General features: G+C 71.0%; 24 protein-coding genes and 1 pseudogene. 10 read left to right on the top strand and 15 right to left on the bottom strand.

Annotated features, from left to right (window positions below):
• The first annotated feature begins 86 nt into the window (after positions 1-86).
• Positions 87-272 carry a hypothetical protein gene (locus tag RPX00_RS24870; protein ID WP_406628920.1) on the top strand — a complete coding sequence of 62 codons (186 nt, stop codon included), beginning with the start codon at positions 87-89 and terminating at the stop codon, positions 270-272.
• Positions 273-305: 33 nt separating this feature from the next.
• Here RPX00_RS24870 and RPX00_RS24865 read toward each other — a convergent pair whose 3' ends face one another.
• Together RPX00_RS24865 and RPX00_RS24860 are read right to left on the bottom strand one after the other, a co-directional pair.
• On the bottom strand, positions 306-1,196 hold the full coding sequence (locus RPX00_RS24865) for a transketolase family protein (RefSeq protein ID WP_406628918.1): 891 nt from the start codon (positions 1,194-1,196) through the stop codon (positions 306-308).
• A complete protein-coding gene (locus RPX00_RS24860; protein ID WP_406628917.1) occupies positions 1,196-1,891 on the bottom strand; it encodes a thiamine pyrophosphate-dependent enzyme in 696 nt (231 codons plus the stop codon). The genes RPX00_RS24865 and RPX00_RS24860 overlap by 1 nt, the downstream gene beginning before the upstream one ends.
• A gap of 54 nt (positions 1,892-1,945) precedes the next feature.
• Between RPX00_RS24860 and soxR the strand changes: the two genes are divergently transcribed.
• Together soxR and RPX00_RS24850 are read left to right on the top strand one after the other, a co-directional pair.
• Positions 1,946-2,407 (top strand): redox-sensitive transcriptional activator SoxR, encoded by a 462-nt coding sequence (gene soxR / locus RPX00_RS24855; RefSeq protein ID WP_406628915.1) that lies wholly within the window; start codon positions 1,946-1,948, stop codon positions 2,405-2,407.
• Between the two features lie 46 nt (positions 2,408-2,453).
• The gene (locus tag RPX00_RS24850; RefSeq protein WP_406628914.1) at positions 2,454-3,002 is read left to right on the top strand and encodes an RNA 2'-phosphotransferase; all 549 of its coding nucleotides are present in this window, start codon (positions 2,454-2,456) and stop codon (positions 3,000-3,002) included.
• Between the two features lie 3 nt (positions 3,003-3,005).
• Here the strand turns inward: RPX00_RS24850 and RPX00_RS24845 are convergent, their stop codons facing one another.
• Positions 3,006-3,821 (bottom strand): class I SAM-dependent methyltransferase, encoded by an 816-nt coding sequence (locus RPX00_RS24845; protein WP_406628911.1) that lies wholly within the window; start codon positions 3,819-3,821, stop codon positions 3,006-3,008.
• A 57-nt stretch (positions 3,822-3,878) separates the two neighbouring features.
• A complete protein-coding gene (locus RPX00_RS24840) occupies positions 3,879-4,454 on the bottom strand; it encodes a TetR/AcrR family transcriptional regulator (protein WP_406628909.1) in 576 nt (191 codons plus the stop codon).
• A gap of 194 nt (positions 4,455-4,648) precedes the next feature.
• Between RPX00_RS24840 and RPX00_RS24835 the strand changes: the two genes are divergently transcribed.
• Positions 4,649-6,832 (top strand): MMPL family transporter, encoded by a 2,184-nt coding sequence (locus RPX00_RS24835; RefSeq protein ID WP_406628907.1) that lies wholly within the window; start codon positions 4,649-4,651, stop codon positions 6,830-6,832.
• Between the two features lie 34 nt (positions 6,833-6,866).
• Positions 6,867-7,511 (top strand): GNAT family N-acetyltransferase, encoded by a 645-nt coding sequence (locus RPX00_RS24830; protein ID WP_406628905.1) that lies wholly within the window; start codon positions 6,867-6,869, stop codon positions 7,509-7,511.
• Positions 7,512-8,115: 604 nt separating this feature from the next.
• Here RPX00_RS24830 and RPX00_RS24825 read toward each other — a convergent pair.
• Complete coding sequence (locus RPX00_RS24825; protein ID WP_162836028.1) at positions 8,116-8,274, bottom strand: hypothetical protein; 159 nt, start codon at positions 8,272-8,274, stop codon at positions 8,116-8,118.
• Positions 8,275-8,291: 17 nt separating this feature from the next.
• Here RPX00_RS24825 and RPX00_RS24820 point away from each other — a divergent pair, with 17 nt between their 5' ends.
• Entirely contained in the window at positions 8,292-9,029 is a 738-nt protein-coding gene (locus tag RPX00_RS24820) for an MBL fold metallo-hydrolase (RefSeq protein ID WP_406628903.1), read from the top strand.
• A gap of 4 nt (positions 9,030-9,033) precedes the next feature.
• Here the strand turns inward: RPX00_RS24820 and RPX00_RS24815 are convergent, their stop codons facing one another.
• From RPX00_RS24815 to hisD, 4 genes and pseudogenes are all read right to left on the bottom strand, one after another.
• Positions 9,034-9,357, bottom strand: a complete 324-nt coding sequence (locus tag RPX00_RS24815) for a hypothetical protein (protein ID WP_406628901.1) — start codon at positions 9,355-9,357, stop codon at positions 9,034-9,036.
• A gap of 503 nt (positions 9,358-9,860) precedes the next feature.
• Positions 9,861-10,459 (bottom strand): annotated as a pseudogene (gene hisB, locus RPX00_RS24810) (imidazoleglycerol-phosphate dehydratase HisB).
• A complete protein-coding gene (locus tag RPX00_RS24805; RefSeq protein WP_406628899.1) occupies positions 10,456-11,565 on the bottom strand; it encodes a histidinol-phosphate transaminase in 1,110 nt (369 codons plus the stop codon). The pseudogene hisB and the gene RPX00_RS24805 overlap by 4 nt, the downstream one beginning before the upstream one ends.
• Entirely contained in the window at positions 11,562-12,887 is a 1,326-nt protein-coding gene (gene hisD / locus RPX00_RS24800; protein WP_406628897.1) for a histidinol dehydrogenase, read from the bottom strand. The genes RPX00_RS24805 and hisD overlap by 4 nt, the downstream gene beginning before the upstream one ends.
• 84 nt (positions 12,888-12,971) lie before the next feature.
• Between hisD and RPX00_RS24795 the strand changes: the two genes are divergently transcribed.
• Positions 12,972-13,766 carry a carbon-nitrogen hydrolase family protein gene (locus RPX00_RS24795; RefSeq protein WP_406628895.1) on the top strand — a complete coding sequence of 265 codons (795 nt, stop codon included), beginning with the start codon at positions 12,972-12,974 and terminating at the stop codon, positions 13,764-13,766.
• A gap of 232 nt (positions 13,767-13,998) precedes the next feature.
• On the opposite strand, the gene RPX00_RS24790 is transcribed toward RPX00_RS24795, so the two are convergent.
• Genes RPX00_RS24790 through eccB form a run of 3 tightly spaced genes read right to left on the bottom strand, consistent with a single transcriptional unit; the run spans position 13,999 to position 16,765 of the window.
• Entirely contained in the window at positions 13,999-14,652 is a 654-nt protein-coding gene (locus RPX00_RS24790) for a response regulator (RefSeq protein WP_378312662.1), read from the bottom strand.
• Positions 14,649-15,320, bottom strand: a complete 672-nt coding sequence (locus RPX00_RS24785; RefSeq protein WP_406643066.1) for a response regulator — start codon at positions 15,318-15,320, stop codon at positions 14,649-14,651. Before RPX00_RS24785 ends, RPX00_RS24790 begins: the two co-directional genes overlap by 4 nt.
• Before the next feature lie 38 nt (positions 15,321-15,358).
• The gene (gene eccB, locus RPX00_RS24780; RefSeq protein ID WP_406628893.1) at positions 15,359-16,765 is read right to left on the bottom strand and encodes a type VII secretion protein EccB; all 1,407 of its coding nucleotides are present in this window, start codon (positions 16,763-16,765) and stop codon (positions 15,359-15,361) included.
• A gap of 152 nt (positions 16,766-16,917) precedes the next feature.
• Between eccB and RPX00_RS24775 the strand changes: the two genes are divergently transcribed.
• Positions 16,918-18,000 (top strand): type VII secretion protein EccE, encoded by a 1,083-nt coding sequence (locus RPX00_RS24775; RefSeq protein ID WP_406628891.1) that lies wholly within the window; start codon positions 16,918-16,920, stop codon positions 17,998-18,000.
• Positions 18,001-18,065: 65 nt separating this feature from the next.
• Here RPX00_RS24775 and RPX00_RS24770 read toward each other — a convergent pair whose 3' ends face one another.
• Positions 18,066-18,335: a hypothetical protein gene (locus RPX00_RS24770; RefSeq protein ID WP_406628889.1), complete on the bottom strand. Its 270-nt coding sequence runs from the start codon at positions 18,333-18,335 to the stop codon at positions 18,066-18,068.
• A 54-nt stretch (positions 18,336-18,389) separates the two neighbouring features.
• Here RPX00_RS24770 and RPX00_RS24765 point away from each other — a divergent pair, with 54 nt between their 5' ends.
• Entirely contained in the window at positions 18,390-19,154 is a 765-nt protein-coding gene (locus RPX00_RS24765; protein ID WP_406628888.1) for a MerR family transcriptional regulator, read from the top strand.
• A gap of 30 nt (positions 19,155-19,184) precedes the next feature.
• On the opposite strand, the gene RPX00_RS24760 is transcribed toward RPX00_RS24765, so the two are convergent.
• On the bottom strand, positions 19,185-19,679 hold the full coding sequence (locus RPX00_RS24760) for an NIPSNAP family protein (protein WP_406628886.1): 495 nt from the start codon (positions 19,677-19,679) through the stop codon (positions 19,185-19,187).
• Between the two features lie 84 nt (positions 19,680-19,763).
• Here RPX00_RS24760 and RPX00_RS24755 point away from each other — a divergent pair, with 84 nt between their 5' ends.
• Entirely contained in the window at positions 19,764-20,717 is a 954-nt protein-coding gene (locus RPX00_RS24755; RefSeq protein WP_406628884.1) for a helix-turn-helix domain-containing protein, read from the top strand.
• On the opposite strand, the gene RPX00_RS24750 is transcribed toward RPX00_RS24755, so the two are convergent.
• Entirely contained in the window at positions 20,662-21,981 is a 1,320-nt protein-coding gene (locus tag RPX00_RS24750) for an MFS transporter (RefSeq protein ID WP_406628882.1), read from the bottom strand. The genes RPX00_RS24755 and RPX00_RS24750 overlap by 56 nt on opposite strands.
• Between the last annotated feature and the right edge of the window lie 3 nt (positions 21,982-21,984).

Raw genomic sequence — 21,984 nt, 5'->3', positions numbered from 1 at the left:
CGCGCCCGTTTCGTTCCCGCCCCGAATGGGTACTTACCCGACCTCGTGCGGCGCCGCCGGCGCCCCGGACCCGGAAAGAGGACGAGATGTCCGAGTCCGATCTGCTCTGCCGGATGTTCCAAGCTTGGCGGGAAGACATCGACAGCGTGCCGTTCCCGCAGTTCAGGGAGCTGACCATCCCGCTGCAGAAGACCCGCGCCGAGGTCGACCTCGCGCGCCGGTCGACCGCGCGCGCGGCGAACCCCGTGCGGCGCACCGACGGCGGCTGGTGACCCCGGGCGGTTGGCCGTTGCCGGGATTCCGGCTCATCCGGTGAAAAATTCCTTAAGGGACAAGGCGATCGAACCCGCGTCGAGTCCGTGCGCCAGGTCGTGGTCGGCGAGCGTCCCGTAGATCCGCACCTCGGTGTCCCGGCGGGTGCCGAGAGCAAGCAAGCGGTGCGGCCGGTCCGCCAGCGCGTCGGTGACGCAGTGCGCGGAGGTGCCCTTGAGATAGGGCTCGACCAACGCCACGTCGGCCACGTCGGTCATCGCCGCGCGCAGTCCTTCGACATCGAACGGGCGCACCGTCGAGGTGTAGAGCACCGTCACGTCCATGCCCGCGGTCGCTCGCAGCACCCGGTCGAGCATCGGGCCGACCGCGATCACCACGCCGCGCTCGCCCTCGCGGATCAGCTGGAGCCCGACGCCGAGGTGCGGTTCGGAATTCTCCTGCGCGGACAGGCGCAGGTACGTCCGGCTGTCCCCCGGCACCGAATCGAACAGCAGCCGCCGGGCCTCGTCGGGATGCCCCGGCACGTGCACGTACCAGCCGGGCAGGGTGTCGATCAGCGCGACGTCCCCGGGAGCCTGGTGCGTGCGGCCTTCCGCGGGCATGTCGTAGGAAGCGCCGTAGGACACCAGCACCGCGCCGAGATTCTGGTGGCTGAGGTCCAATTTGATCTGTTCGAACGCGCGCTCCACGAGGAACGCGTTGAAGGTGTGCACGATCGGCCGCAGCCCGGCGAGCGCGAGGCCGGCCCCGGTGCTCACGAGCAGCTGCTCGCGGATCCCGACGTTGATCACCCGGTCCGGATGCCGCCGCGCGGCCTCGGCGAGCGACGCGGCCGAAATGTCGGCGAGCACGACGGCCACGTCCGGGTCGGTGTTGACGATTTCCTCCGCGGTGGACAGGAAAGTGTCCCGCATGTTCGGCATCAGTGCGCGCCTTTCGGTTCCACGACGGCGACCACGGCGAGCGGCCGTCCGGGATGAGGGGTGGTGAACGCGTCGTACAGCGCTTCGTGGTCCCGGCCGGACACCGTGCGCACGGCCCAGCCCTCCGTTTCGAAGCGGCGGGCGATGCCGCCGGGCCAGCCGTGCGTAGAGGACTGGTTGTCCACGACCACCGCGGTCAGCTTTTCGAGCCCGAGCCGCGCGGCGACGACGATCGCCTCGTGGTTGGAGCCCTCGTCGAGTTCCGCGTCGCCGACCAGCGTGACGATGCGCGAGCTGAACCGGCGGGCGCGCAGGCCGAGCGCGGCGCCGACGGCGATCGGCAGGCCGTGCCCGAGCGAACCGCTGGAGATTTCGACGCCGGGCGCGCGGACCCGGTCGGGATGGTGGCCGAGCCGCGAACGCGCGGAACTCCAGTCGGCCAGTTCGTCCTCGGCCAGCCAGCCCTTCGCGACGAGCACCGCGTAGTACGCCATCGGCCCGTGCCCCTTGGACAGCAGGAACCGGTCGCGCCCCGGTTTGCGGGCGGTCTCCGGGCCGAGCCGCAGGACGCGGTCGAACAGCACCCACAGGACGTCCACTGTGGACTCCGCGGCCGCGTGGTGTTTGTCGTCGCCGGTCATCAGCGAAATCAGCCGGGGCAGGTCCGCGTAGCCCGGCGCGCGTGTGGTGGTCATGGTCTCGACGATGCAACCTCGACCAAACTGAAGGTCAAGCGCTAACCTGGACCAATGACGAGGTTGGCGGACAAGCTGAGCATCGGGCAGGTCGCGGAACGCAGCGGGGTCCCGCACACCGCGCTGCGGTTCTACGAGGAACGCGGCCTGATCGCCTCCGAGCGCTCGGCGGGCAATCAGCGCCGTTATTCGCGTTCGGTGCTGCGGCGGATCGCGTTCATCCGCGCGGCACAACGGGTCGGGCTGTCGCTGGAGGACATCAGCGCGGCGCTGGAGACGCTCCCGGCGGACCACGCGCCGACGAAGGCGGACTGGGCCCGGCTGTCGCGCGAATGGCAGACCGAACTCGACGCCCGGATCGACGCGTTGCAGCGGCTGCGGGACCGGCTGACCGGCTGCGTCGGCTGCGGATGCCTGTCGCTGCGCAGCTGCGGCCTGTACAACGCGGACGACGAACTCGCCCGCTTCGGCCCCGGGGCGAGCAAACTGCGCCCGGTCCTGGAGGGCGGCATCTGAATTCCGTTGCGCGCCGGCAGGCCGGTGTGGGTTACTTCAGGCAGCAATGAACGAGAAATATCGAATACGAGTATCGAAACGGCTGTCCCGGCACCTGCGCCACGATCCCGGCGGGCTCGGGCTGACCCTCGCCCCCGGCGGGTGGGTCCCGGTCGCCGACCTGCTGGCGGCGCTCGCCCGGAACCGGTTCCCGGTGAGCCGCGCGGAATTGGACGAGGTCGTCGCGAACTGCGCCAAACAGCGGTTCGCCTTCGACGAGACGGGGACGTTGATCCGCGCCAGCCAGGGGCACAGCGTCCGCGTCGACCTGGAGCTGGCGGACGCGCCGCCGCCGGAAATCCTCTTTCACGGCACGGCGACGCGGTTTCTGCCGTCGATCTGGGCCGAGGGGCTGCGGCCGATGAAACGGCATGCGGTGCATCTGTCGGCGACCCGCGAAACGGCGTGGAAAGTCGGGGCGCGGCACGGGAAACCGGTGGTGCTGACGGTCGCATCCGGGGAAATGGCCGCGCGGGGGCACGCGTTTCAGGTCAGTGACAACGGCGTGTGGCTCACCGCCGCGGTGCCAGCGGAGTTCTTGACCGCACCAGAGTGACGCTCAGCCGGATTCGGTGACGCGGCACAGGATTTCGCCGTGCGGGATCGCGAACCAGCCGTCCGGGTCGGCCGCCCACGCGCGCCACGCCTCGGAGATGTCGCGGAGGTCTGCGGCGGACGCGTACCCGCCTTCCACGGCCTGCTCGGCGATCCGGGAATTCAGGATCCGGTCCGCCCACATGCCGCCCCACCACGCCCGCTCCTCCGGCGTGGAGTGACACCAGATGGAGGCGCTCGGCGTGACGTCGTGCGCGCCGGCAGCGTGTGCCCAAGCCAGCAGCCTGCGCCCCGCGTCCGGCTCGGAGCCGTTGCCGTGCGCGACCGCGCGGTACACCTCCAGCCACCGGTCCAGACGCGAGTCCGCCGGCCACCAGAACGCGGCGGCGTAATCGGTGTCGCGCGCGGCGACGACACCGCCGGGCTTGGCGAGTTTCAGCATGTGCCGCAACGTTTCCACCGGCTCGGTCAGGTGCAGCAGCACCTGGTGCGCGTGCACGATGTCGAACCGGCCGAGGTCAGCGGCCGACGTGATGTCGGCGCGCTCGAACCGGACGTTCGTCACCCCTTCGCGCTGTGCGTTGGCCCTCGCCTGCTCCAGAACGGCTTCCGACAGGTCGACGCCGAGAACCTCACCAGGGGCGACCCGGCGGGCGATGTCGACCGTGATCGTCCCCGGGCCGCAGCCGACGTCCAGCACACTGCGTCCGGGAACCAGCTCCGGCGCGAGGTAGGCCGCTGAATTGCCGACGGTGCGCCAATGCTGAGACCGCACAACGCTTTCCGCGTGACCCTGACCGTAGGCGCTGTCCGAAGGCATGGTTCGAGGCTAAGAGATCATTCCCAAATACTGCAACGATATTCTCAATAACTGAGATCAGCAGACCCGGCGGCGCGGCCTGCCGAGCAGCTTCCTGGCCGCCCCGAGCAGCTCCCGGCGCAGGGTGTCGTCGTCCACCTCGGCCAGATCCGGCTCCCCGCCGACCATCGCGATGCCGACGAACGCCACCATCGCCGACACGCGCGAGGTCACGTCCGGCTCCGGACCGGCCACGATCGAGATCAGCGCCTGTTTGAGCCCTTCGACGCCGTGCGCCGATTTCGCGAGCGCCGCGTCGATGCCGGGGTCGCTGGAGAACAGCGCGACCAGCACCCGGTGCCGCACCACGAGATCGACGAACCCGTTCAGCAGGTGGTCCACGCGCTCGCCGTGCCGCCGGTGCTTCGCCGCCTCGACGACCAGCTCGTCCAGCTCCCGGATGCCCGGTTCCGCGACCGCCTCGGTGATCTCCGCCTTCGTCTTGAAGTGGTAGTACACCGCGGCCTTCGTGACGCCAAGCTCGTCCGCGATCATCTGCAGCGACGTGCCTTCCACGCCATGCTCCGCGAACAGCCGCAGCGCGGTGGCGAGCAGCCTCGTCCGGGTGTCCGCGACCGGTTCGACGGTCGTCATCGCGCCCTCCTCGTCAAGCGGAGTGCGCCGCTCCGCAGCACATCATGGTACTAGCCGGGCGACTAGTCCGACACTTGCCGTGCGGCTAGTCACATCCTAGCCGATCGGCTTGGCAGCTCCTTGCCGAATGGCTAGCTTCGAAAGGGCGATTCCAGTGCGGAGAGCCCGCTTCGGGCGCGAAACGGAGACGACTCGTGGCACCTTTCCTGTACCGGCTCGGCAGGCTGTCGTTCCGCCGCCGGGCCCTCGTGGCGGCGGTCTGGGCGCTTGTCCTCGCGGCGTTGGGCGCGGGCGCGCTCACGCTGTCGGGCAAGCTGTCCGATTCGGTGACCATCCCCGGCACCGAATCGCAGCAGGCGATCGACCGCCTGGCCGAGCACTTCCCGCAGGCCGCGGCGGGCGGCGGCACCGCGCGCATCGCGATCGCCGCCCCGGACGGGCGGAAGATCACCGATCCGGCGGGCCAGGCGGCCGTCGAGTCGGTGGTGGGCAAGCTGAAGTCCGCGCCGAAGGTGGCCGCGGTCGTCGACCCGTTCCAGGCCAAGTCCGTCTCCCCGGACGGGAGGGTCGCGCTTGCGCAGGTGAGCTACCAGGTCAAGGGCTTCGAACTCGGCGACGCGGACCGGGACGCGTTGCTGGCCACCGGCGACCACGCGAAGCAGCTGGGCTACCGGGTGGAGTACGGCGGGGACGCGGTGCAGGGCATCCCCGCCACCGGCGCCACCGAAGGGCTCGGGGTCGCGGTCGCAGCGGTCGTGCTGATCATCACCTTCGGGTCGCTGCTGGCCGCCGGAATCCCGCTGCTGACCGCGCTGGTCGGGGTCGGCGTCGGGATGGCGGGCATCATGCTCGCCTCCGGATCGCTGGAGCTGAACTCCAACACCCCGGTGCTGGCGTTGATGATCGGGCTCGCAGTCGGCATCGACTACGCGCTGTTCATCGTGTCCCGCTACCGCCACGAACTATCCGAAGGCCGCGACCCGGAAGAGGCGGCCGGGCGCGCCGTCGGGACCGCGGGGTCGGCGGTGGTGTTCGCCGGGCTGACGGTGATCATCGCGCTGGCCGGGCTGACCGTCGTCGGAATCCCGTTCCTCGGGCAGATGGGCGTCGCCGCCGCGGCGACCGTCGTGATCGCCGTGCTCATCGCGCTGACCCTGCTGCCCGCCGTCCTCGGCTTCGCCGGCGCCCGCGTCGGCCGCAACACCATCCGCATCCGCCGCCGCAGCGAAGGCCCGACGCACGGCGAACGCTGGGCGCGGTTCGTGGCACGGCACCGGGTCCCGGTGCTGCTGGCCGCGCTCGCCGGGCTCGCCGTGGTCGCGATCCCGGCGTTGAGCATGCAGCTCGGCCTGCCCAACGACTCGACCGCCGCGCCGGACACCACCCAGCGCAAGGCCTACGACCTGGTCAGCACGGGCTTCGGCGAGGGCGCGAACGGACCGCTGCTGGTCGTGGTCGACACCGGCCCGACCCACAACCCCGCCGCCCTGAAACACGCCGCCGCCGACATCGGCAAGCTTCCCGACGTCGCCGCCGTGACACCGCCGCGGGTCAACCCCGCCGGGGACACCGCGCTGCTCACCGTGATCCCGAAGAGCGGCCCCAGCAGCACCCAGACCGAAGACCTCGTCGCCGCGATCCGCGCACAATCCGCACCCTTGCAGGCCGCCACCGGCGGGAGTCTCGCGGTCACCGGCCAGACCGCGGCCAACATCGACGTGTCACAGAAACTGTCCGACGCCATGCTGCCCTACCTCGCGCTCATCGTCGGACTCGCGTTCCTGCTGCTGATGCTGGTCTTCCGCTCCGTCGTCGTGCCCCTGAAAGCCACCCTCGGGTTCCTCGGCTCCGTGGTCGCGACCTTCGGCGCGGTCGTCGCGGTCTTCCAGTGGGGCTGGCTCACCGACCTGCTCGGCGTCGCCTCCACCGGCCCCATCATGAGCATGCTCCCGATCCTGCTCATCGGCGTCCTGTTCGGACTCGCGATGGACTACCAGGTATTCCTCGTGACCCGCATGCGCGAGGAACACGTCCACGGCGCCCAACCCCAGGAAGCCATGGTCACCGGATTCCGCCACGGCGCACGCGTCGTCGTCGCCGCCGCGCTCATCATGATCTCCGTGTTCGCCGGGTTCGTGCTCGCCGAATCGACCCTGATCCAGTCCATCGGATTCGCACTCGCCTTCGGCGTCCTCATCGACGCCTTCGTCATCCGCATGACCATCGTCCCCGCCGTCATGTCCCTCCTCGGCCGCGGCGCCTGGTGGCTGCCGAAATGGCTGGACCGGATCCTGCCCAACGTCGACGTCGAGGGCGAAGGCCTGGTCCGCGAACTCGGCACCCCCGGCGACGACGAACGCGAGCTGACTCGAGTCTGAGTTTTTGTCGGTGGTGGTCCGTACCCTTCGTTTCATGATCGAGGAAACGGTACGGACCTGGGTGGCGGGATGGGCACTGTCGCGGCGGACGCCAGCGCCGGTCGAGAAGCCGTGGGGGCTGTACGTCGAGGTCCCGGACAATCCCGCCGAGGCCGGGCGGCACGTCCTGCCGGAAGCCGAGGAGTCGCTGGTCCGCGCCGCTGCCGCCGCGGTCCGCGAACCCCGGACGTGGCTGAAGGCTCCCGCCGAACCGGAGACGGTGGAGCCGTGGATTTCGGACGGCTGGGTGGTCGCGTGGGAGCACACCGGGCATCTGATGGCGACGGACCTGCTGGCCACGAACCCGGTCGCGCCGGAGGGCTACACCGTGACGGTGGAGACCTCCGGGGCGGTCACGTTCCTCCGGGTGCTGGACGCTGGCGGCGAGCAGGCAGCGAAGGGCCAGATGGCGGCGGTCGGGGACGCGGTGATCGTGGACCGGGTGGTGACCGAGGAGGCCCACCGACGGCGCGGACTCGGCGGGTTCGTGATGCGCGCACTTGCCGATCGCGCGGTGGAAAGCGGTGCGGTGCTCGGTGTTCTCGGAGCTACCGATGCCGGGCGGGCGCTGTACGAGACGCTGGGGTGGAAGAAGCACTCGACGATTGCTGAGTGCATTTATCAGCCGTTGGAGGCTTAGCCTCGTGCGGAGGGGAGCGGTGAGTTCCGGGGGCAGCCCGCGCTCGTCGAGGGGAAGCGGGGGCTAGTCACAGCGGACGGCGGGAGGCCCGACGCGGGAACAGACCCGCGCTAGTCGCGAGGCGAGCCACAGCGGATATCGGACGACCCGACGCGGGAACAGGCCCGCGCTCGTCGCGGGGAGAGCCAGCTGCGACGGGTGCCCGGAGGCGCGCGTCAGATGTGGGAGGTCCGCGTCAGTCGCGAAAAGGCCCGCGCCGGTCGCAGGAAAGCGCGCTGACCGTGGCGAGGTCCGCGTCAGTCGCGAAAAGGCCCGCGCCGGTCGCAGGGAAATGCGGTGGCCGCAGCGAGGTCCGCGTCAGGTGCGGGAGATCCGCGCCATTCGCGAGAAGGCCGGTGCCAGTCGCGGGAAAGCGCGCTGGCCGCGGCGAGGTCTGCGTCAGATGTGGGAGGCCCGCGTCAGTCGCAAGAAAGCCCGCGCCGGTCGCAGGGAAGCGCCCTGGCCGTAGCGAGGTCCGCGTCAGATGTGGGAGATCCGCGCCACTCGCGAGAAGGCCCGCGCCGGTCGCGCGGAAGCGCGGTGGCCGTGGCGAGGTCCGTGATGGTCAGCTGACGAGCCAGGCGATGGCCCCGCCGATCGCCAGTACCGCCGCGATGCCCAGCACCACAGCGAAGAACTTCGCGGTCTTCCACAGCGAGTAGACCCCGCCGGCCAGGAAGCCGCCGAGGGCCAGCAGCAGGACCGCGATCAGCTCTTTGCTCACAGGGGTTAGCGTGCCACATGGCCTTCACCGTGACGGTACTGGGCAGCGCGACACCGTACCCGCGCCCGGACGCGCCGTGCTCCGGGTACCTGGTGCGCCACGAGGACACCGCGATCTGGCTCGACGCCGGGCCGGGCACGCTCGCCGCGCTGCAGGAGCACGTCTCGCCCGCGGAACTCGACGCGATCTGGATCTCGCATCTGCACGCGGACCACGTCGCGGATCTGTTGCCGGCGGTGTACGCGCTGTTGTTCGCGGACCTGCGGCTGCGACGGCCGATCCCGCTGTACGGCCCGCCCGGGACGGCGGCGCGGATCTCCGCGTTCCTCAGCAACACTGGCCGCGCGCCGATCGAGGAAGCATTCGCGGTCCGCGAGCTGCACGACGGCCACCGGACCCGGGTTGGCGGCCTGCGGCTGGAAACGGTGGCTGTGTCGCACGGGTTTCCGGCGTTCGGGGTGCGGATCACTGACGGGGAGCGGACTTTCGCGTACTCCGGGGACACCGGGCCGTGCGACGCGCTCTCCGTCTTCGCAGCGGGGACGGATCTGTTCTTGTGCGAGGCGGACAGCATCGAGCCGTCCGCGGAACATCTGACTCCGGCGGAAGCAGGCCGCGCCGCTGCCGGAGCGGCGCGGCTGGTGCTCACGCATCTCGGCCACACGGTCACCGCGCGCGACGCGGTTCGCCTTGCCGCGGAACACTTTCCCGGGCCGGTGGCTTATGCCGCACCGCGCACGGTGTTCCGGGTCTGAGCCGTCAGATCGTGAGATCCCCTGGCCAGATCCGCTTCAAGGGCGGAATCTCGCCGCGCAGGATTCTCGCCCACTCGCGCTGATCGCGGGACGACCTCGGGCTGTGCTCCTGCAAGACCTCGAACTCCCCCAGCGAACCGAGTGCCCGCGCCGCGGCGATCCTCGTCTCCCGGAGGATGTCCTGCAGCAGATCGATCAGCAGCTCCCGGACAGGGTGCTCCCGCGCTGTCTCGCGAAATCCCGCGTTGCCGAGCCTGCGGACGGCGTCCGCGCCGAGAGTGCGAACAGCGGGGGCAGTGTCCTTCAACGCCTTCTGCCAAGGGGTCAAGAGCGCTGCTCTCCCCAGAATCGCCAAGCCCGATTGCCGCATCCATCCGCACGACAGCGGGATAACGGCTGAGGATTACGTCGTACTGGCCCACGGGGTCCAGTTTCCGGAGCCGGCCGAAGCCGAATCTGTACCTCGTGACGATCGGTGCCCGGATCGCCCGGGCCGGGCGGCTGTCGTCTGCCCTGACTTTCCCGTCCGGGACGAGATCGAGCAGCGGGTCCGGATCACGGCCGCGATCGCGTTCCACGAGGATCCGGATCGCCAGCGTGTTCCCTGCGGGCGGCCACAACCCGCGGGTCAGCAATCCGAACAGCGCGTCGTCGATTCCCGCGTCGGCGGCTCGAACAAGCTCAGTCGCCAATGCCGCGGCCTCCGAATCGGAAGAACGCAGTATTTCCTTGAGAGAACCGCGCACATCCATCCCCGCCGCACCTTCCCCATCTCCGGTGCAGGACCGCGGCACACCGTGCACGCCGCGCACGGTGTGCCGCGCGTGACCGTTAAAGCACGCCCTTCGTGGACGGAATCCCCCGGCGCGCGGGTCCGGTTCCGTCGCCGCCCGCAGTGCCCGGGCCACCGCCTTGTACTCCGCTTCCGCGATGTGGTGCGGGTCGCGGCCGTGGATCACGCGGACGTGCAAGGCGATCTGCGCGTGGAACGCCAGCGAGTCGAACACGTGCCGGGTCAGGACGAACGGGTAGTTGTTGCCGATGGTGAAGGTGTTGTACTGCTCCGGCTCGCCCACGTGCACGCAGTACGGGCGGCCCGAGACGTCGATCGCGGCGTGGGCGAGGGTTTCGTCCATCGGGATCCACGCGTCGCCGAAGCGGCGGATGCCGCTTTTGTCGCCGAGGGCCTGGCGCAGGGCCTGGCCCAGCACGATCGCGGTGTCCTCGACGGTGTGGTGCGCGTCGATGTGGACGTCGCCGGTCGCTTCGACCTTCAGGTCCAGCGAGCCGTGCACGCCGAACGCGGTGAGCATGTGGTCGTAGAACGGCACGCCGGTGGCGATGTCCACCTGGCCGGTCCCGTCGAGGTCCAGCTGGACCAGGATGGACGATTCCTTGGTGGTGCGCTCGATCTTGCCGACGCGGCTCATCGTTTGACTTCCTTACTCGCTTCGAGGAAAGCGTCGTTCTCCTCGGGGGTGCCGATGGTCACCCGCAGGTGGCCTTCGATGCCCACGTCCCGGATCAGCACGCCGTGGTCCAAATAGGACTGCCAGCTGGCCGGCGCGTCGCCGAACTGTCCGAAGAGGACGAAGTTGGCGTCGCTCGGCACCGGGGTGAATCCCAGGCCCAGCAAGGCTTCCACGACGCGGTCGCGTTCGGCGGAGAGCCGGTGCACCGACGCGAGGGTGGCGTCGGCGTGCCGGAGAGCGGCGCGGGCGGCCGCCTGGGTGACCTTGGAAAGGTGATACGGCAAGCGGACGAGCTGCAGGGCGTCCACAATGGCCGGTGCGGCGGCGAGGTAGCCCAGCCGTCCGCCCGCGAACGCGAAGGCCTTGCTCATCGTGCGCGACACGATCAGCTTCGCCGGGTACTCCGCGATCAGCTCGATCGCGCTGGCCTGCGACGAAAACTCCGCGTACGCCTCGTCCACCACGACGATCCCCGGGGCCGCGTCGAGCACGCCGCGCAGCTGCTCCAGCGGGATCGACCCGCCGGTGGGGTTGTTCGGGCTGGTCACGAACACGATGTCCGGCTTCCGCTCGGCGACCGCCTTGGCGGCCTGCTCGGTGTCGAGCGAGAAGTCCGCGCGGCGCGGCACCGGCAGCCAGTCGGTGCGCGTGCCGGTCGCGATGATCGGGTGCATCGAGTACGACGGCTCGAAGCCCAGCGCGGTACGTCCGGGACCGCCGAACGCCTGCAGGATCTGCTGCAGGATCTCGTTCGACCCGTTCGCCGCCCACACGTTGGACTCCGACAGCACCACGCGCGTGGACACCGTCAGGTAGTCCGCCAGATCGGTGCGCAGCGCCACCGCGTCGCGGTCCGGGTACCGGTGCAGCGACGCGGCTTCGGCGCGCACGGCCTCGGCGACGTCGGCGACCAGCTCGGGCGGCGGCGGATACGGGTTTTCGTTGGTGTTGAGCCGGATCGGGACGTCCAGCTGCGGCGCGCCGTACGGGGTGCGGCCCCGCAGGTCCTCGCGCAGCGGGAGTTCGGCGAGGGTGACCTCGCCGCCGGGGATCGCTTCGTTCATCGGCCGTCTCCTTCGAAACGCGCGGTGACGGCTTCGCCGTGTGCGGGCAGGTCTTCGGCGTCCGCGAGCGCGACGACGCGCGGGGCGATCTCGCGCAGGGCGTCCTCGGAGTAGTCCACGACGTGGATCCCCTTCAGGAAGCTCTGCACCGACAGTCCCGAGGAGTGCCGCGCGAACCCGCCGGTGGGCAGCACGTGGTTCGAGCCCGCGCAGTAGTCGCCGAGCGAAACCGGGGCGTACGCGCCGACGAACACCGCGCCGGCGTTGCGCACCCGCGCGGCCACTTCGCGGGCGTTCGCGGTCTGGATTTCCAGGTGCTCGGCGGCGTACGCGTCCACCACGCGCAGTCCGTCGTCCACTGTGGACACCAGGATGATGCCGGACTGCTTGCCGCCCAAGGCCTGGCCGACCCGCTCGGAGTGCTTCGTCGCGGCGACGCGCTTGCCCAGCTCGCGGTCGACGGCGTCGGCCAGCTCCTCGGAGGTGGTCACCAGCACGCTCGCGGCCAGCGGGTCGTGCTCGGCCTGGCTGATCATGTCGGCGGCGACGTGCGCCGGGTCGGCCGTCTCGTCGGCGAGGATCGCGATCTCGGTGGGGCCGGCCTCGGAGTCGATCCCGATCACGCCGCGGACCAGGCGCTTGGCCGCGGTGAGGTAGATGTTGCCCGGCCCGGTCACGATGTCCACCGGGGCCAGTTCGGCGCCGTCGGTGTCGACGCCGCCGTAGGCGACCAGCGCGACGGCCTGCGCGCCCCCGACCGCCCACACCTCGTCCACGCCGAGCAGCGCGGCCGCGGCCAGGATCGTCGGGTGCGGCCGCCCGCCGAACGCGGCCTGCGGCGGCGAGCACACCACCAGCGAGCGCACGCCGGCCAGCTGGGCCGGGACGACGTTCATCACGACGGTCGACGGGTACACCGCCAGCCCGCCCGGCGCGTACAGGCCGACGCGGTCGACCGGCACCCAGCGCTCGGTGACCGTGCCGCCCGGGACGACCTGGGTGGTGACGTCCTGGCGGCGCTGGTCCGCGTGCACCTTCCGGGCGCGCTTGATGGACTCCTCCAGCGCGGCGCGGACCTGCGGGTCCAGCTCGGACAGCGCCTTGGCCAGCTCTTCGGCGGGCACCCGGACCGTCTCCGGGCGCACCTTGTCGAACCGCTCGGTGAACTCGAGGACCGCCTCGACCCCGCGGTCCCGCACGGCCTCGACCACCGGCCGGACGTGATGGAGCGCCGCGTCCACGTCGTACTCGGCGCGCGGAAGCGCGGCACGCAGTTCGGCAGCGGAGGGGACCTGCCCGCGCAGGTCGGTGCGGTTCAACATGGACACCAGGGTACGAGGTGGCCCGCGCGCTCCCGGCAGGGATACTCGGTGGCGACCCGCTGTCCCCGGACCAGGGAGGCTCGTGTGCCCCGGATCGCGTTGTGCCAGCTCAACTCGGGCGACGACCCGGAAGAAAACCTGAAAGCGGTTCGCTCCGGCGCGGAGGCCGCGGCCGCCGCCGGAGCGCGCGCGGTGGTGTTCCCGGAAGCGACGATGGCCCGCTTCGGCCGCCCGCTGGCCCCGGTAGCCGAGCCGCTCGACGGCCCGTGGGCGTCGGCGGTGGCGGCGATCGCCTCGGAGCACGACGTCGTGGTGATCGCGGGGATGTTCACGCCAGCGGACGACGGACGGGTGCGGAACACGCTGCTGGTCACCGGGCTGGGGCAGCATCTCGGGTACGACAAGATCCACCTGTACGACGCGTTCGGGTTCGCTGAATCGGACACCGTCGCGCCCGGGACGGAGGTGGTGACGTTCTCTGCTGAGGGGACCGTGTTCGGGGTCGCTACCTGCTACGACCTGCGGTTCCCGGAGCTGTTCCGGCGGCTGGCCGACGACGGGGCGGATGTGGTCGTCGTCCCGGCTTCGTGGGGCGCGGGCGCTGGGAAGCGGGAGCAGTGGGAGGTGCTGGTGCGGGCGCGGGCGCTGGACTCCGGGTGCTGGGTGGCGGCTTGCGGGCAGGCCGATCCTTCGGTGACTGGGGTGGAGGTTAATCCGAAGGCGCCTACCGGGATCGGGTTCTCGCTGGTCGCGGACGGGTTCGGCCGGGTGGAGGCGCAGGCTGGGGCTGGGGCGGAGATGCTGGTGGTGGATGTGGAGCCGGAGGTGGCTGGGAAGGCACGGGCGGCTACTGGGGCCCTGGCGAACCGGCGGCTGTGACCTGGGCTTCCGTACGCCCCAATGTGGCATTGGGTGCATCTGACGCACCCAATGTGGCATTGGGGGTTTCGCGGTAGTGCGGTGTGCGGCCGGTTCGCTGTCGCGATGCACGCCGGAGCGACGTGAGGCACCAGCTGAGACGGGCCGCGCGGCTCCGCTCCCTCAGATGTCCGTGAAGGGGACGCACCGGTCGAGGAATATCCGCTGGGTGCGCTCGCGGGGCGGGGAAGCTCTAGCGCAGCAGCCCTTCCCGGATCGCCACCCGCACGAACCCCGCCCTTCGCCGCTCCCCCGTCTTGTCCCGGATCCGGTCCAGGTACGACCGCACCGTCCGGACGCTGATGTCCAGGATCTCCGCCACGTCCACGTCCCGCTCCCCCGCCGCGACCAGGCGCAGGACCTGTTTCTCCCGTTCCGACAGCACGATCTTCGGCCCCGCGTGCCGTTCGTCGCTGTCCTGGATGATCATTCCGGCCAGGGTCGGCGAGACGTACGCGTTGTCCTCGGCGATCGTGCGGATCGCGCGCAGCAGTTCGTCCCCGTCGACGTCCTTCGACAGGAAACCCTTGGCGCCGGCCTGCATCGCGCCCAGGACCTCCGGCTGTTCCGCGTGCGCGGACACCACGAGCACCTTGTGCCCCATCTGCCCCACCTCGAGCACCGCCGCCGCGTCCTGGACGCCGCGCAGTTTCAGGTCGAGCACCACCACGCTGCCCGGCGGCTGGTCCTGGACCGCGAAGCGCGCGACCGAATCCGCTACCGCGCCGAGTTCGATGTCCGGGGCCTCGTTCAGCACGCGGGCGACCGCGTCCCGGTACAGCGGGTGGTCTTCGATCACCCCGACCTGGATGGGACCGGTCCGGCGCCGCCCCTCGTCGGCTTTCACGTCACTGTTTCCTTCCCCACCAGCCCGCGGCGGATCGCTTCCTTCACGAGGCCGGGGCGCCGCCGTTCGCCGGTCTTGTCGCGGATCCGGTCGAGGTAGCCGCGCACGGTGCGGACGCCGATGCCGAGGATCCGCGCGATGTCGACGTCCCGTTCCCCCGCCGCGACGAGCCGCAGCACCTGCTCTTCGCGCGGGGACAGTTCCATCTCCGGCCGGGTGACCGGCCGGTCGGTGTTGTCCTTGATGATCATTCCGGCGACGACGGCCGACACGTACGCGCCGCCGCCCGCGACCGCGCGGATGGCGATCAGCAGCTCGTCCACGTCGACGTCCTTCGACAGGAATCCCTTGGCCCCGGCGGCGATCGCGGCGAGCACGGTCTCCGGCTCCGCCTGCGCGGACACCACCAGCACGTGGTGGCCCAGCTCGGCCACTTCGAGCACCGCCGCCGCGCCGGCGACGCCGGGCAGGCCGAGGTCGAGGAGAACGACGCTGCCGGACGGCTGCCGCGCGACGTGGAAGCGCGCGACCGAATCGACCACCGCGCCCAGTTCGACGTCCGGGGCTTCCATGAGCACGCGTTCCACCGAGCGGCGGTAGAGCGGGTGGTCTTCGATCACGGCGACCGGGATGCTGCCGGGAGCCGGGGATTCGGGGCGGTCCGGCACGTCGCTGGGTCGCTGCGCTGTCGTGGTCACCTGCTCGCTCACCCCGTTCCCGCAGGCTGCCCGGCCGCGGCGGGATCCAGCGCGGGGCCGGTCGGCATCAGCGCGAGAAGCCCGCCCGCGACCGGATGCCCGGAACCAGCACCGTAGCCCAGCGACGTGAGCGCCGTCCCGTTCGCCACCGGATATTTCCGTCCTGTGTCCGTGACGAGATAACTCGTGCCGGAACCGCTGTCCGTCGCGACCGCGCCGCGCGAGGGCGGGACGTAGACGACATCGGCGACCCGAGCGTCCGTGCGGCTCTGCACCGGCAGTGCGCGGGCACCGGGCGGAACTGGCAGGTCCGCCGAGACCGTCACGTGGCCGTTCTGCGCGCACAGGGTTACCGCGCTGCCGGTGATCGGGGCTTTGCCGGGGATCCGGTCCGGGTACGCCGCCGGATCCGCGCCGCCCGAGCGGGGTTCGCTCACCTTCTTGACCGACGCGACGTCCGCGGCGCGAACCCGCGCTGGCTCCGGGCGACCCGAATATGCCGATTCGTTCGCCGGGGTCGTGACGAGCAGCGCGGCCTCCGTCTGGCCGACGGGTTCGAGACCGTCGGGACGGACGAGGTAGTAGGTCGAGGCAGTGGCGGCACCGGCCATCGGGTCGATGACCGACAGCACCTGGCCGACGCGCGTGTCCTGCGTGCCGACGCGCGGGCCGCGGTTGCCGGCGCCGTCGACGGGGATCTCGCCGAGGTCGCGTCCGGCGGGCACGGTGTCGATCCAGCGCGCGGACACGGTGATCGTCGGGTAGCTGTCGAATTGCAGGGCCGCCGCGGCTTCGTCGCTCAGCCGGTACCGGTGGCCGCCCGCGATCAGGAACCGGCTGCCCTGCGGGACGTGGACGATCACGCCCGAATCGCGCGGCAGCTCGACCCCGGACGAGGCCGCTTCCAGCAGCACGGCGACGAGCGGTTCGGCCGAGGCGGGCGCGTCCTGGGTGGTGCGGCTGCAGCTGGTCCACGGGGTGGTGATCAGCGTGCTGGGCAACGAATCCGGCGCGCCGACGATGCCGATCTGCGTGCCGCGCGGGGCGGTGCCGAGCTTCTCCGCGGGAACGGTGACCGTGTCGTGGCCGCTGCCGCCGGCGAGCAGCCGCGCGGACGCGTAGTTCAGGACCGGGTGCACCGCGCCGTCCGCGCCGAGCACGAATCTCGCCCCGCTGCCCTCTTCCACGATCACCTTGCCGCCGGCGAGCCAGTCCTTCCCGCCGGACGGGCTGACCAGGCCGATCACCCCGAACACCGCGGTCACGAGCAGGGCCGCGCCGAGGCCGAGCACCGTGCCGAGCACGAGACGGCGGCTGGGCGACACCGGATGGTTGGCGTCGGCGGCGACGAGCGCGGACACGAGGCGGCGGCGCAGGAACTGGTACGCCTGGATCTGGTCCCGCTGCGTCCACACGCTGTTCCGGCCCCCTGGAGATCACATCCGCTTCCCGCGCAGGCTAGACAGCTCCTCCAGAGCGCACGAGGGTAATTTTTACGCCCACGCGCCCGCGCGAGGACGCTAGCGTTCGCGGGGCCGGGTCGCTGCCCGGGGAAGAGGGGAATGCGTTGTCCGTGTCCGCGCCGCCTGCCCCGGCCCATGCCCGCGCCCCCGGGACCGCCGGGATCTCGGGCACCGCGCCGTGGCCGTGGCTGCTGCCGATCCGCCCGCTGCAGGCGGCCGGGTGGGAGATCGCCGCGCTCGCGATTCTGCTCGCGTTCGCCGCGCCCGCTCTGGCTCAGCCGATGCGGATCACCGTCGCCGCGCTGGCCGGGCTGCTCGTGGTGACGACGTCGGTGCGGATCGCCGGACGGCATTTCGCCGGATGGGCGTGGACATGGCTCGCGCATCGCCTGCGCCGGCACGACAGCCGCCGCGACAGTCCGGATGCCCTGCTTCGCATCGCGGGCCCGGTGAAGGTCCGCCAGCACGTGGACCGCGCGGGCAACCGATTCGGCGTCGCCGAGGTCGACGGCGACTGGAGCGCGATCGTCCGCCTCACCCCCGGTGCCGGGGAGCCGTCGACCGACGAGCTGCTGGCCATCCTCCGCACGGCGTTCCAGGGCACGGACATCCCGCTGGCCGCCGTGCAGCTGCTGACTTGGGCGGTGCCAAGGGATTCGCGGGTGTACCGGGTGCGCTGGCTCGCGGTGCGCTACCGGCCGGAGGACGCGCCGATCGCCGCCCTCGCCCGGGGCGGCGGCGAACTGGGGGCGCTGCGGAGCACGGCGAGTGCGGCGTTGAGCTTGATGGTGGCGCTGGCGGAGGCCGGGTATCCGTCAACGGTACTGGAGGCTGGCGAGCTGACCAACGAGCTTCGGGTGGCGCTGGGTGTTTCCACCGGAGACCCGGAGTCGGACGGGGATTCGTGGCGCGCGTGGAAGTGGGGCGGGTTGACGCAGACGTGCTACTCGCCGCGGTCGTCGCGCGGCCTCGCGCGGACGCTGGCGGTGGCGGTGCCGGGGGCGGCGTTCACCGCTACGTCGGCGACCCTGCGGCGGACGCCGGGCGGGCGGGAGAAGCTGGAGCTGACCGTCCGGGTCGGGGCGCGGGCGGAGGAAGTGCCGGTGCTGCAAGGGGTTTCGGTGGTTCCGCTGCACGGGGAGCACGCGGCGGCGGTGCGGCGGACTTTGCCGCTAGCGCTCACCTGAGGTCCGCCCCGCACGCCACGCAGCCGGAAGGTCCGTGAGGGGAACCTTCACGGAATCTGATTCCCTCACGGACTTGAGGGATCCGCCCGCAGCAGCCGTTCCAGCTCCGTCTCCGCCTCGCTGCTCCCCGCGTCCGACAACCGCTGCAGCTCGCGCAGGTCGCGGTTCGCCACCGCGCGGCGGGTCAGCAGGCGGCCGGCGTGTTCGCTGCCCTCGTCCAGCAGATCGGACAGTGCGGCCAGGTCGCCGCGGGTGTCGGCGAGGTCGGCGAGGCGGTCCAGTGCGGTCTCGTTTCCCTCGTCGGCCAGGGCGCGCAGGGTGTCGTAATCGTGCATGCCGCCAGTCTCCAACCTTGCCCCAGGGACAAGGTCAAGCGCGATACTGGACGCATGCTCACCATCGGGCAGCTCGCCCGCCAAGCCGGGGTCTCAGCGAAGGCCGTCCGCGTCTACCACGCCAAAGGGCTCCTGCCCGAGCCGGAACGCGACGCCTCCGGTTACCGGCGCTACGACGCGCAGGCGGTCATCGACCTGGCCCGCATCGTCACGCTCGCCAAGGCCGGTGTCCCGCTTGCGCGCATCCCGGACGTCCTCAAGGGCGGCGCGGGCCAGATCGAGCAGATCGACGCCGAGCTGCGCGACCGGATCCGGCAGCTCGAACAGCGCCGCGCTCGGTTGCGGCATCTCGATCAGCCGGACCGGCTCTGCCTGCCGCCCGAAGCGATCGCGTTCATGGAGCGGGTGAAGCCGATCGGGCTGTCCGAACGCCACGAACGCGCGATCCGCGACGGATGGATTCTCGCCTGTGCGCTGGCTCCGGACATCAGCCGCGTCATTCTCGCCAGCCGCAGTGCGTTGCTGGAGGATCCGGAGTACGTCGCCGTTCTCCGCGCGTATGACGAGGCGATCGACTGGCCGCCGGACGATCCCCGGCTCGAAGGGATCGCGGAGAAGGCCGCCGCGCTCGGGCAGAGGATGACGTTGCCGTCTGATCTGCCGGACTTCCGGAAGGTTCCCCGTCAAGTCGTCGAGCTGCTCACCGCGCATCTCGACAGCCCAGCGTGGGAACGTCTCGACCAGCTCGTCGCCCAGCGGATCAGCGAAGCGCAGAACGCGACGTTGGGGCCAGGCGGAGCCGCTGCATCTGGTTCGTAGGCAACCCGCGCTCGAAAGCCTGCCGCGCGGCTAGATCCGGGAAAACCCAAACCCCGACTCGGACGTTCTCCCCTCCCGCACCGGCAGCGCGCGGAAGGTGTTCTCGGCTGGTTCGGTGACGAAGGAAGCGAAGGGCCCGGCGAAGTCGCTGGAAGCCGGGCCGATGAGCACCAGGATTCGCGACGACGCAGCACCGACTGGCCGGGGCAACGGCGGGAAGTCGGATTCGGGGCGGAGCAACAGGACGTTGTCGCTGTCGAGCATGGTGGCGTTGGCGGCGTCGCGGTGTTTCCGCCAGGCCTCGCCTTCGAGGTAGAACGCGGTCAGCGCGGCGTGCCGGGCCGCCAGGTCCGGGAAGGAGCGGAACCACACGAACCGGTCCGGGTCGTCCTCGTCGCGGAATTGGCCGACGACGGTGCAGCCCGCGGCTTCCTGCGGTTCCAGCAGCTCCCGGTCGAACAGGTCGATCAGGACGTCCCGCTGCCCGGGCCGGAGGGTGTACTGGCGAAGCTCCACGACGGTCACGGAGGCGAATCTGCCACCGCTTCGCGGGTCGGGCGAGTGGCAGGACTGACTGCTTCCGCAAAATTCCTGCCGTATCCTCGAACCATGCGAACCGTCGCGGTCGCGCTGGTCGACGACATGCCGCTGTTCGAGCTGGCCATCGCGGCGGAGGTGTTCGGGCCGGCCAGGACCGACCTCGCCGATCCCTGGTACGAGCTGCGGTTCTGCGCGGCGAAGCCGGAAACCCGCACCGAGTTCGGCTTCCGGCACCACGCCGGGCACGGTCTCGACGCGCTCAAGGACGCGGACACCGTGCTGGTTCCCGCCTTGCCGTACGCGTGTGTCCAAACTGGACAGCCCATTCCGGCGAAGCTGGTCAACGCCATCCGAGAAGCAGCAGACCAAGGTGCGCGGATCGTTTCGCTGTGCACCGGCGCGTTCGCGCTCGCGGCGGCGGGGCTGCTCGACGGACGGCGCGCGGCGACGCACTGGATGTACGCCGCCACGCTCGCCATGCTGCATCCGCGGGTCCAGGTGGACGCGTCGGTGCTGTACGTGGACGACGGGCAGGTGCTCACCAGCGCCGGCCGCAGCGCGGGCATCGACCTCTGCCTGCACGTCGTGCGCAGCGACCTCGGCGCGCACGTCGCCAACGAGGTCGCCCGGCGGATGGTGCTGCCCGCACACCGCGGCGGCGGGCAAGCCCAGTACGTGTCCGCGACGGTGCCGGAGACCGACGACGCCGGCCTCGGTCCGGTGCTGCACTGGGCGACGCGGCACCTCGACCAGCCGCTGACCGTCGAGCAGCTGGCCCGCCAAGCCGGGGTCAGCCCGCGCACCTTCGTCCGCCGGTTCCACGAAGCCACCGGCACCACGCCGTTGCAATGGCTGCTCGGCCAGCGCGTCCTGCACGCTCGCAGCCTGCTGGAAACCACCGACCTGCCGATCGGGCTGATCGGCGAACGCAGCGGACTCGGCTCGGCGGCCAACCTCCGCCGCCACTTCACACTCCGGCTGGGGACGGCTCCGACGGACTACCGGCGCGCGTTCCGCGGATAAGCCCGACCGCAGTCACCCCAGCCGCCACGGTCAGACCGACCGCGGTCCAGCACGCGACCGTCACGTCAGTGGCGAGGAAAACCGTCGTCAGCACCGACACTCCGACAGTGCCGCCGAGTTGCTGCACCGCGTTCAGCAACCCGGCCGCCGAACCCGTTTCCGAAGGGCGGACGAGCGACAGCGCCGCGGTGAAGAACGGTACGGTGAACAACCCGGTCCCGGTTCCGGCGATCGCCAGCGGGAGCAGCAGCGGCCAGCCCAGCGCGATACCAGCAATACCTCCAGCGAGAAAACCTAAGCCAGCAAAGAGAATCCGAGTGCCATAGCGCGGGACGAGCCAGCGTCCGGCCACAAAGGACGATACGGCCAGCCCGCACGACCAGGGCAGCAACGAGAGTCCGGCGGTGCGGGCGTCGGCGTGTTGCGTCAGCTGCAGGAACAGGACGACGACCTGGGTCAGGCCGGTCATCACCGCGAAGAACAGCAGCGACGTCACCAGTCCGGCGGGGAAGCGCAGGCCGCGGAAGAGGCTGCGTTCGACCAGGTTGCCGTGAAACCGTTGCTGCAGAATGAAAACACCGAGCACCGCGATCCCGGCGGCGACGAGATAGCCGTTCCAGTGCGTCAGGAGTGGATAGACCACTAGCCCGGCACCGACGACGACTAGGCCGGTCCCAAGCAGGTCGAGCCGGGGCCGGGTGGCCGCCCGGTCCTCCGCGAGCAGGCCGGACGCGGCGAGCACGGCCAGTCCGAGCGGGACGTTCACCAGGAACACCGATCGCCACGACCAGGCGTCGGTCAGCAGTCCGCCGAGGACCGGACCGCTCACCGCGGCCAGTCCCATCACCGGGCCGATCATGCCGAGCGCCCGCGCCCGGGCCGCGCCGTCGAACAGGACGCGGATCAGCCCGATCGTCTGCGGGATGATCAACGCCGCCGAAGCTCCTTGCAGCGCACGGAAAATCAGCAGGAACGCGGGTGTGGTCGCGGCCGCGCACAGGGCCGAGGCGAGCACGAAACCGGCCACGCCGACCTGGAAGGTGCGGCGGCGGCCGAGCACGTCGCCGAGGCGTCCGCCGGTGATCAGCAGGAGCGCGAAGGGCAGTGTGTACCCGGCGGTGTAGAAGGAGATCGTGCTGGGCGCGCCGCCCAGTTCGGCGTGCACCGCGGGGGCGGCGACCTGGACGATGGTGGTGTCGAGGAGGTTCATCGCCTCCGCGACGAGCAGGACCGCCAGCGCGGCCCAGCGGCGTGAATCGTTCATGCC

This window comes from Amycolatopsis sp. WGS_07, assembly GCF_045278895.1.
Classification (GTDB): domain Bacteria; phylum Actinomycetota; class Actinomycetes; order Mycobacteriales; family Pseudonocardiaceae; genus Amycolatopsis.
This window is presented reverse-complemented; position numbering and strand designations above follow the sequence as displayed.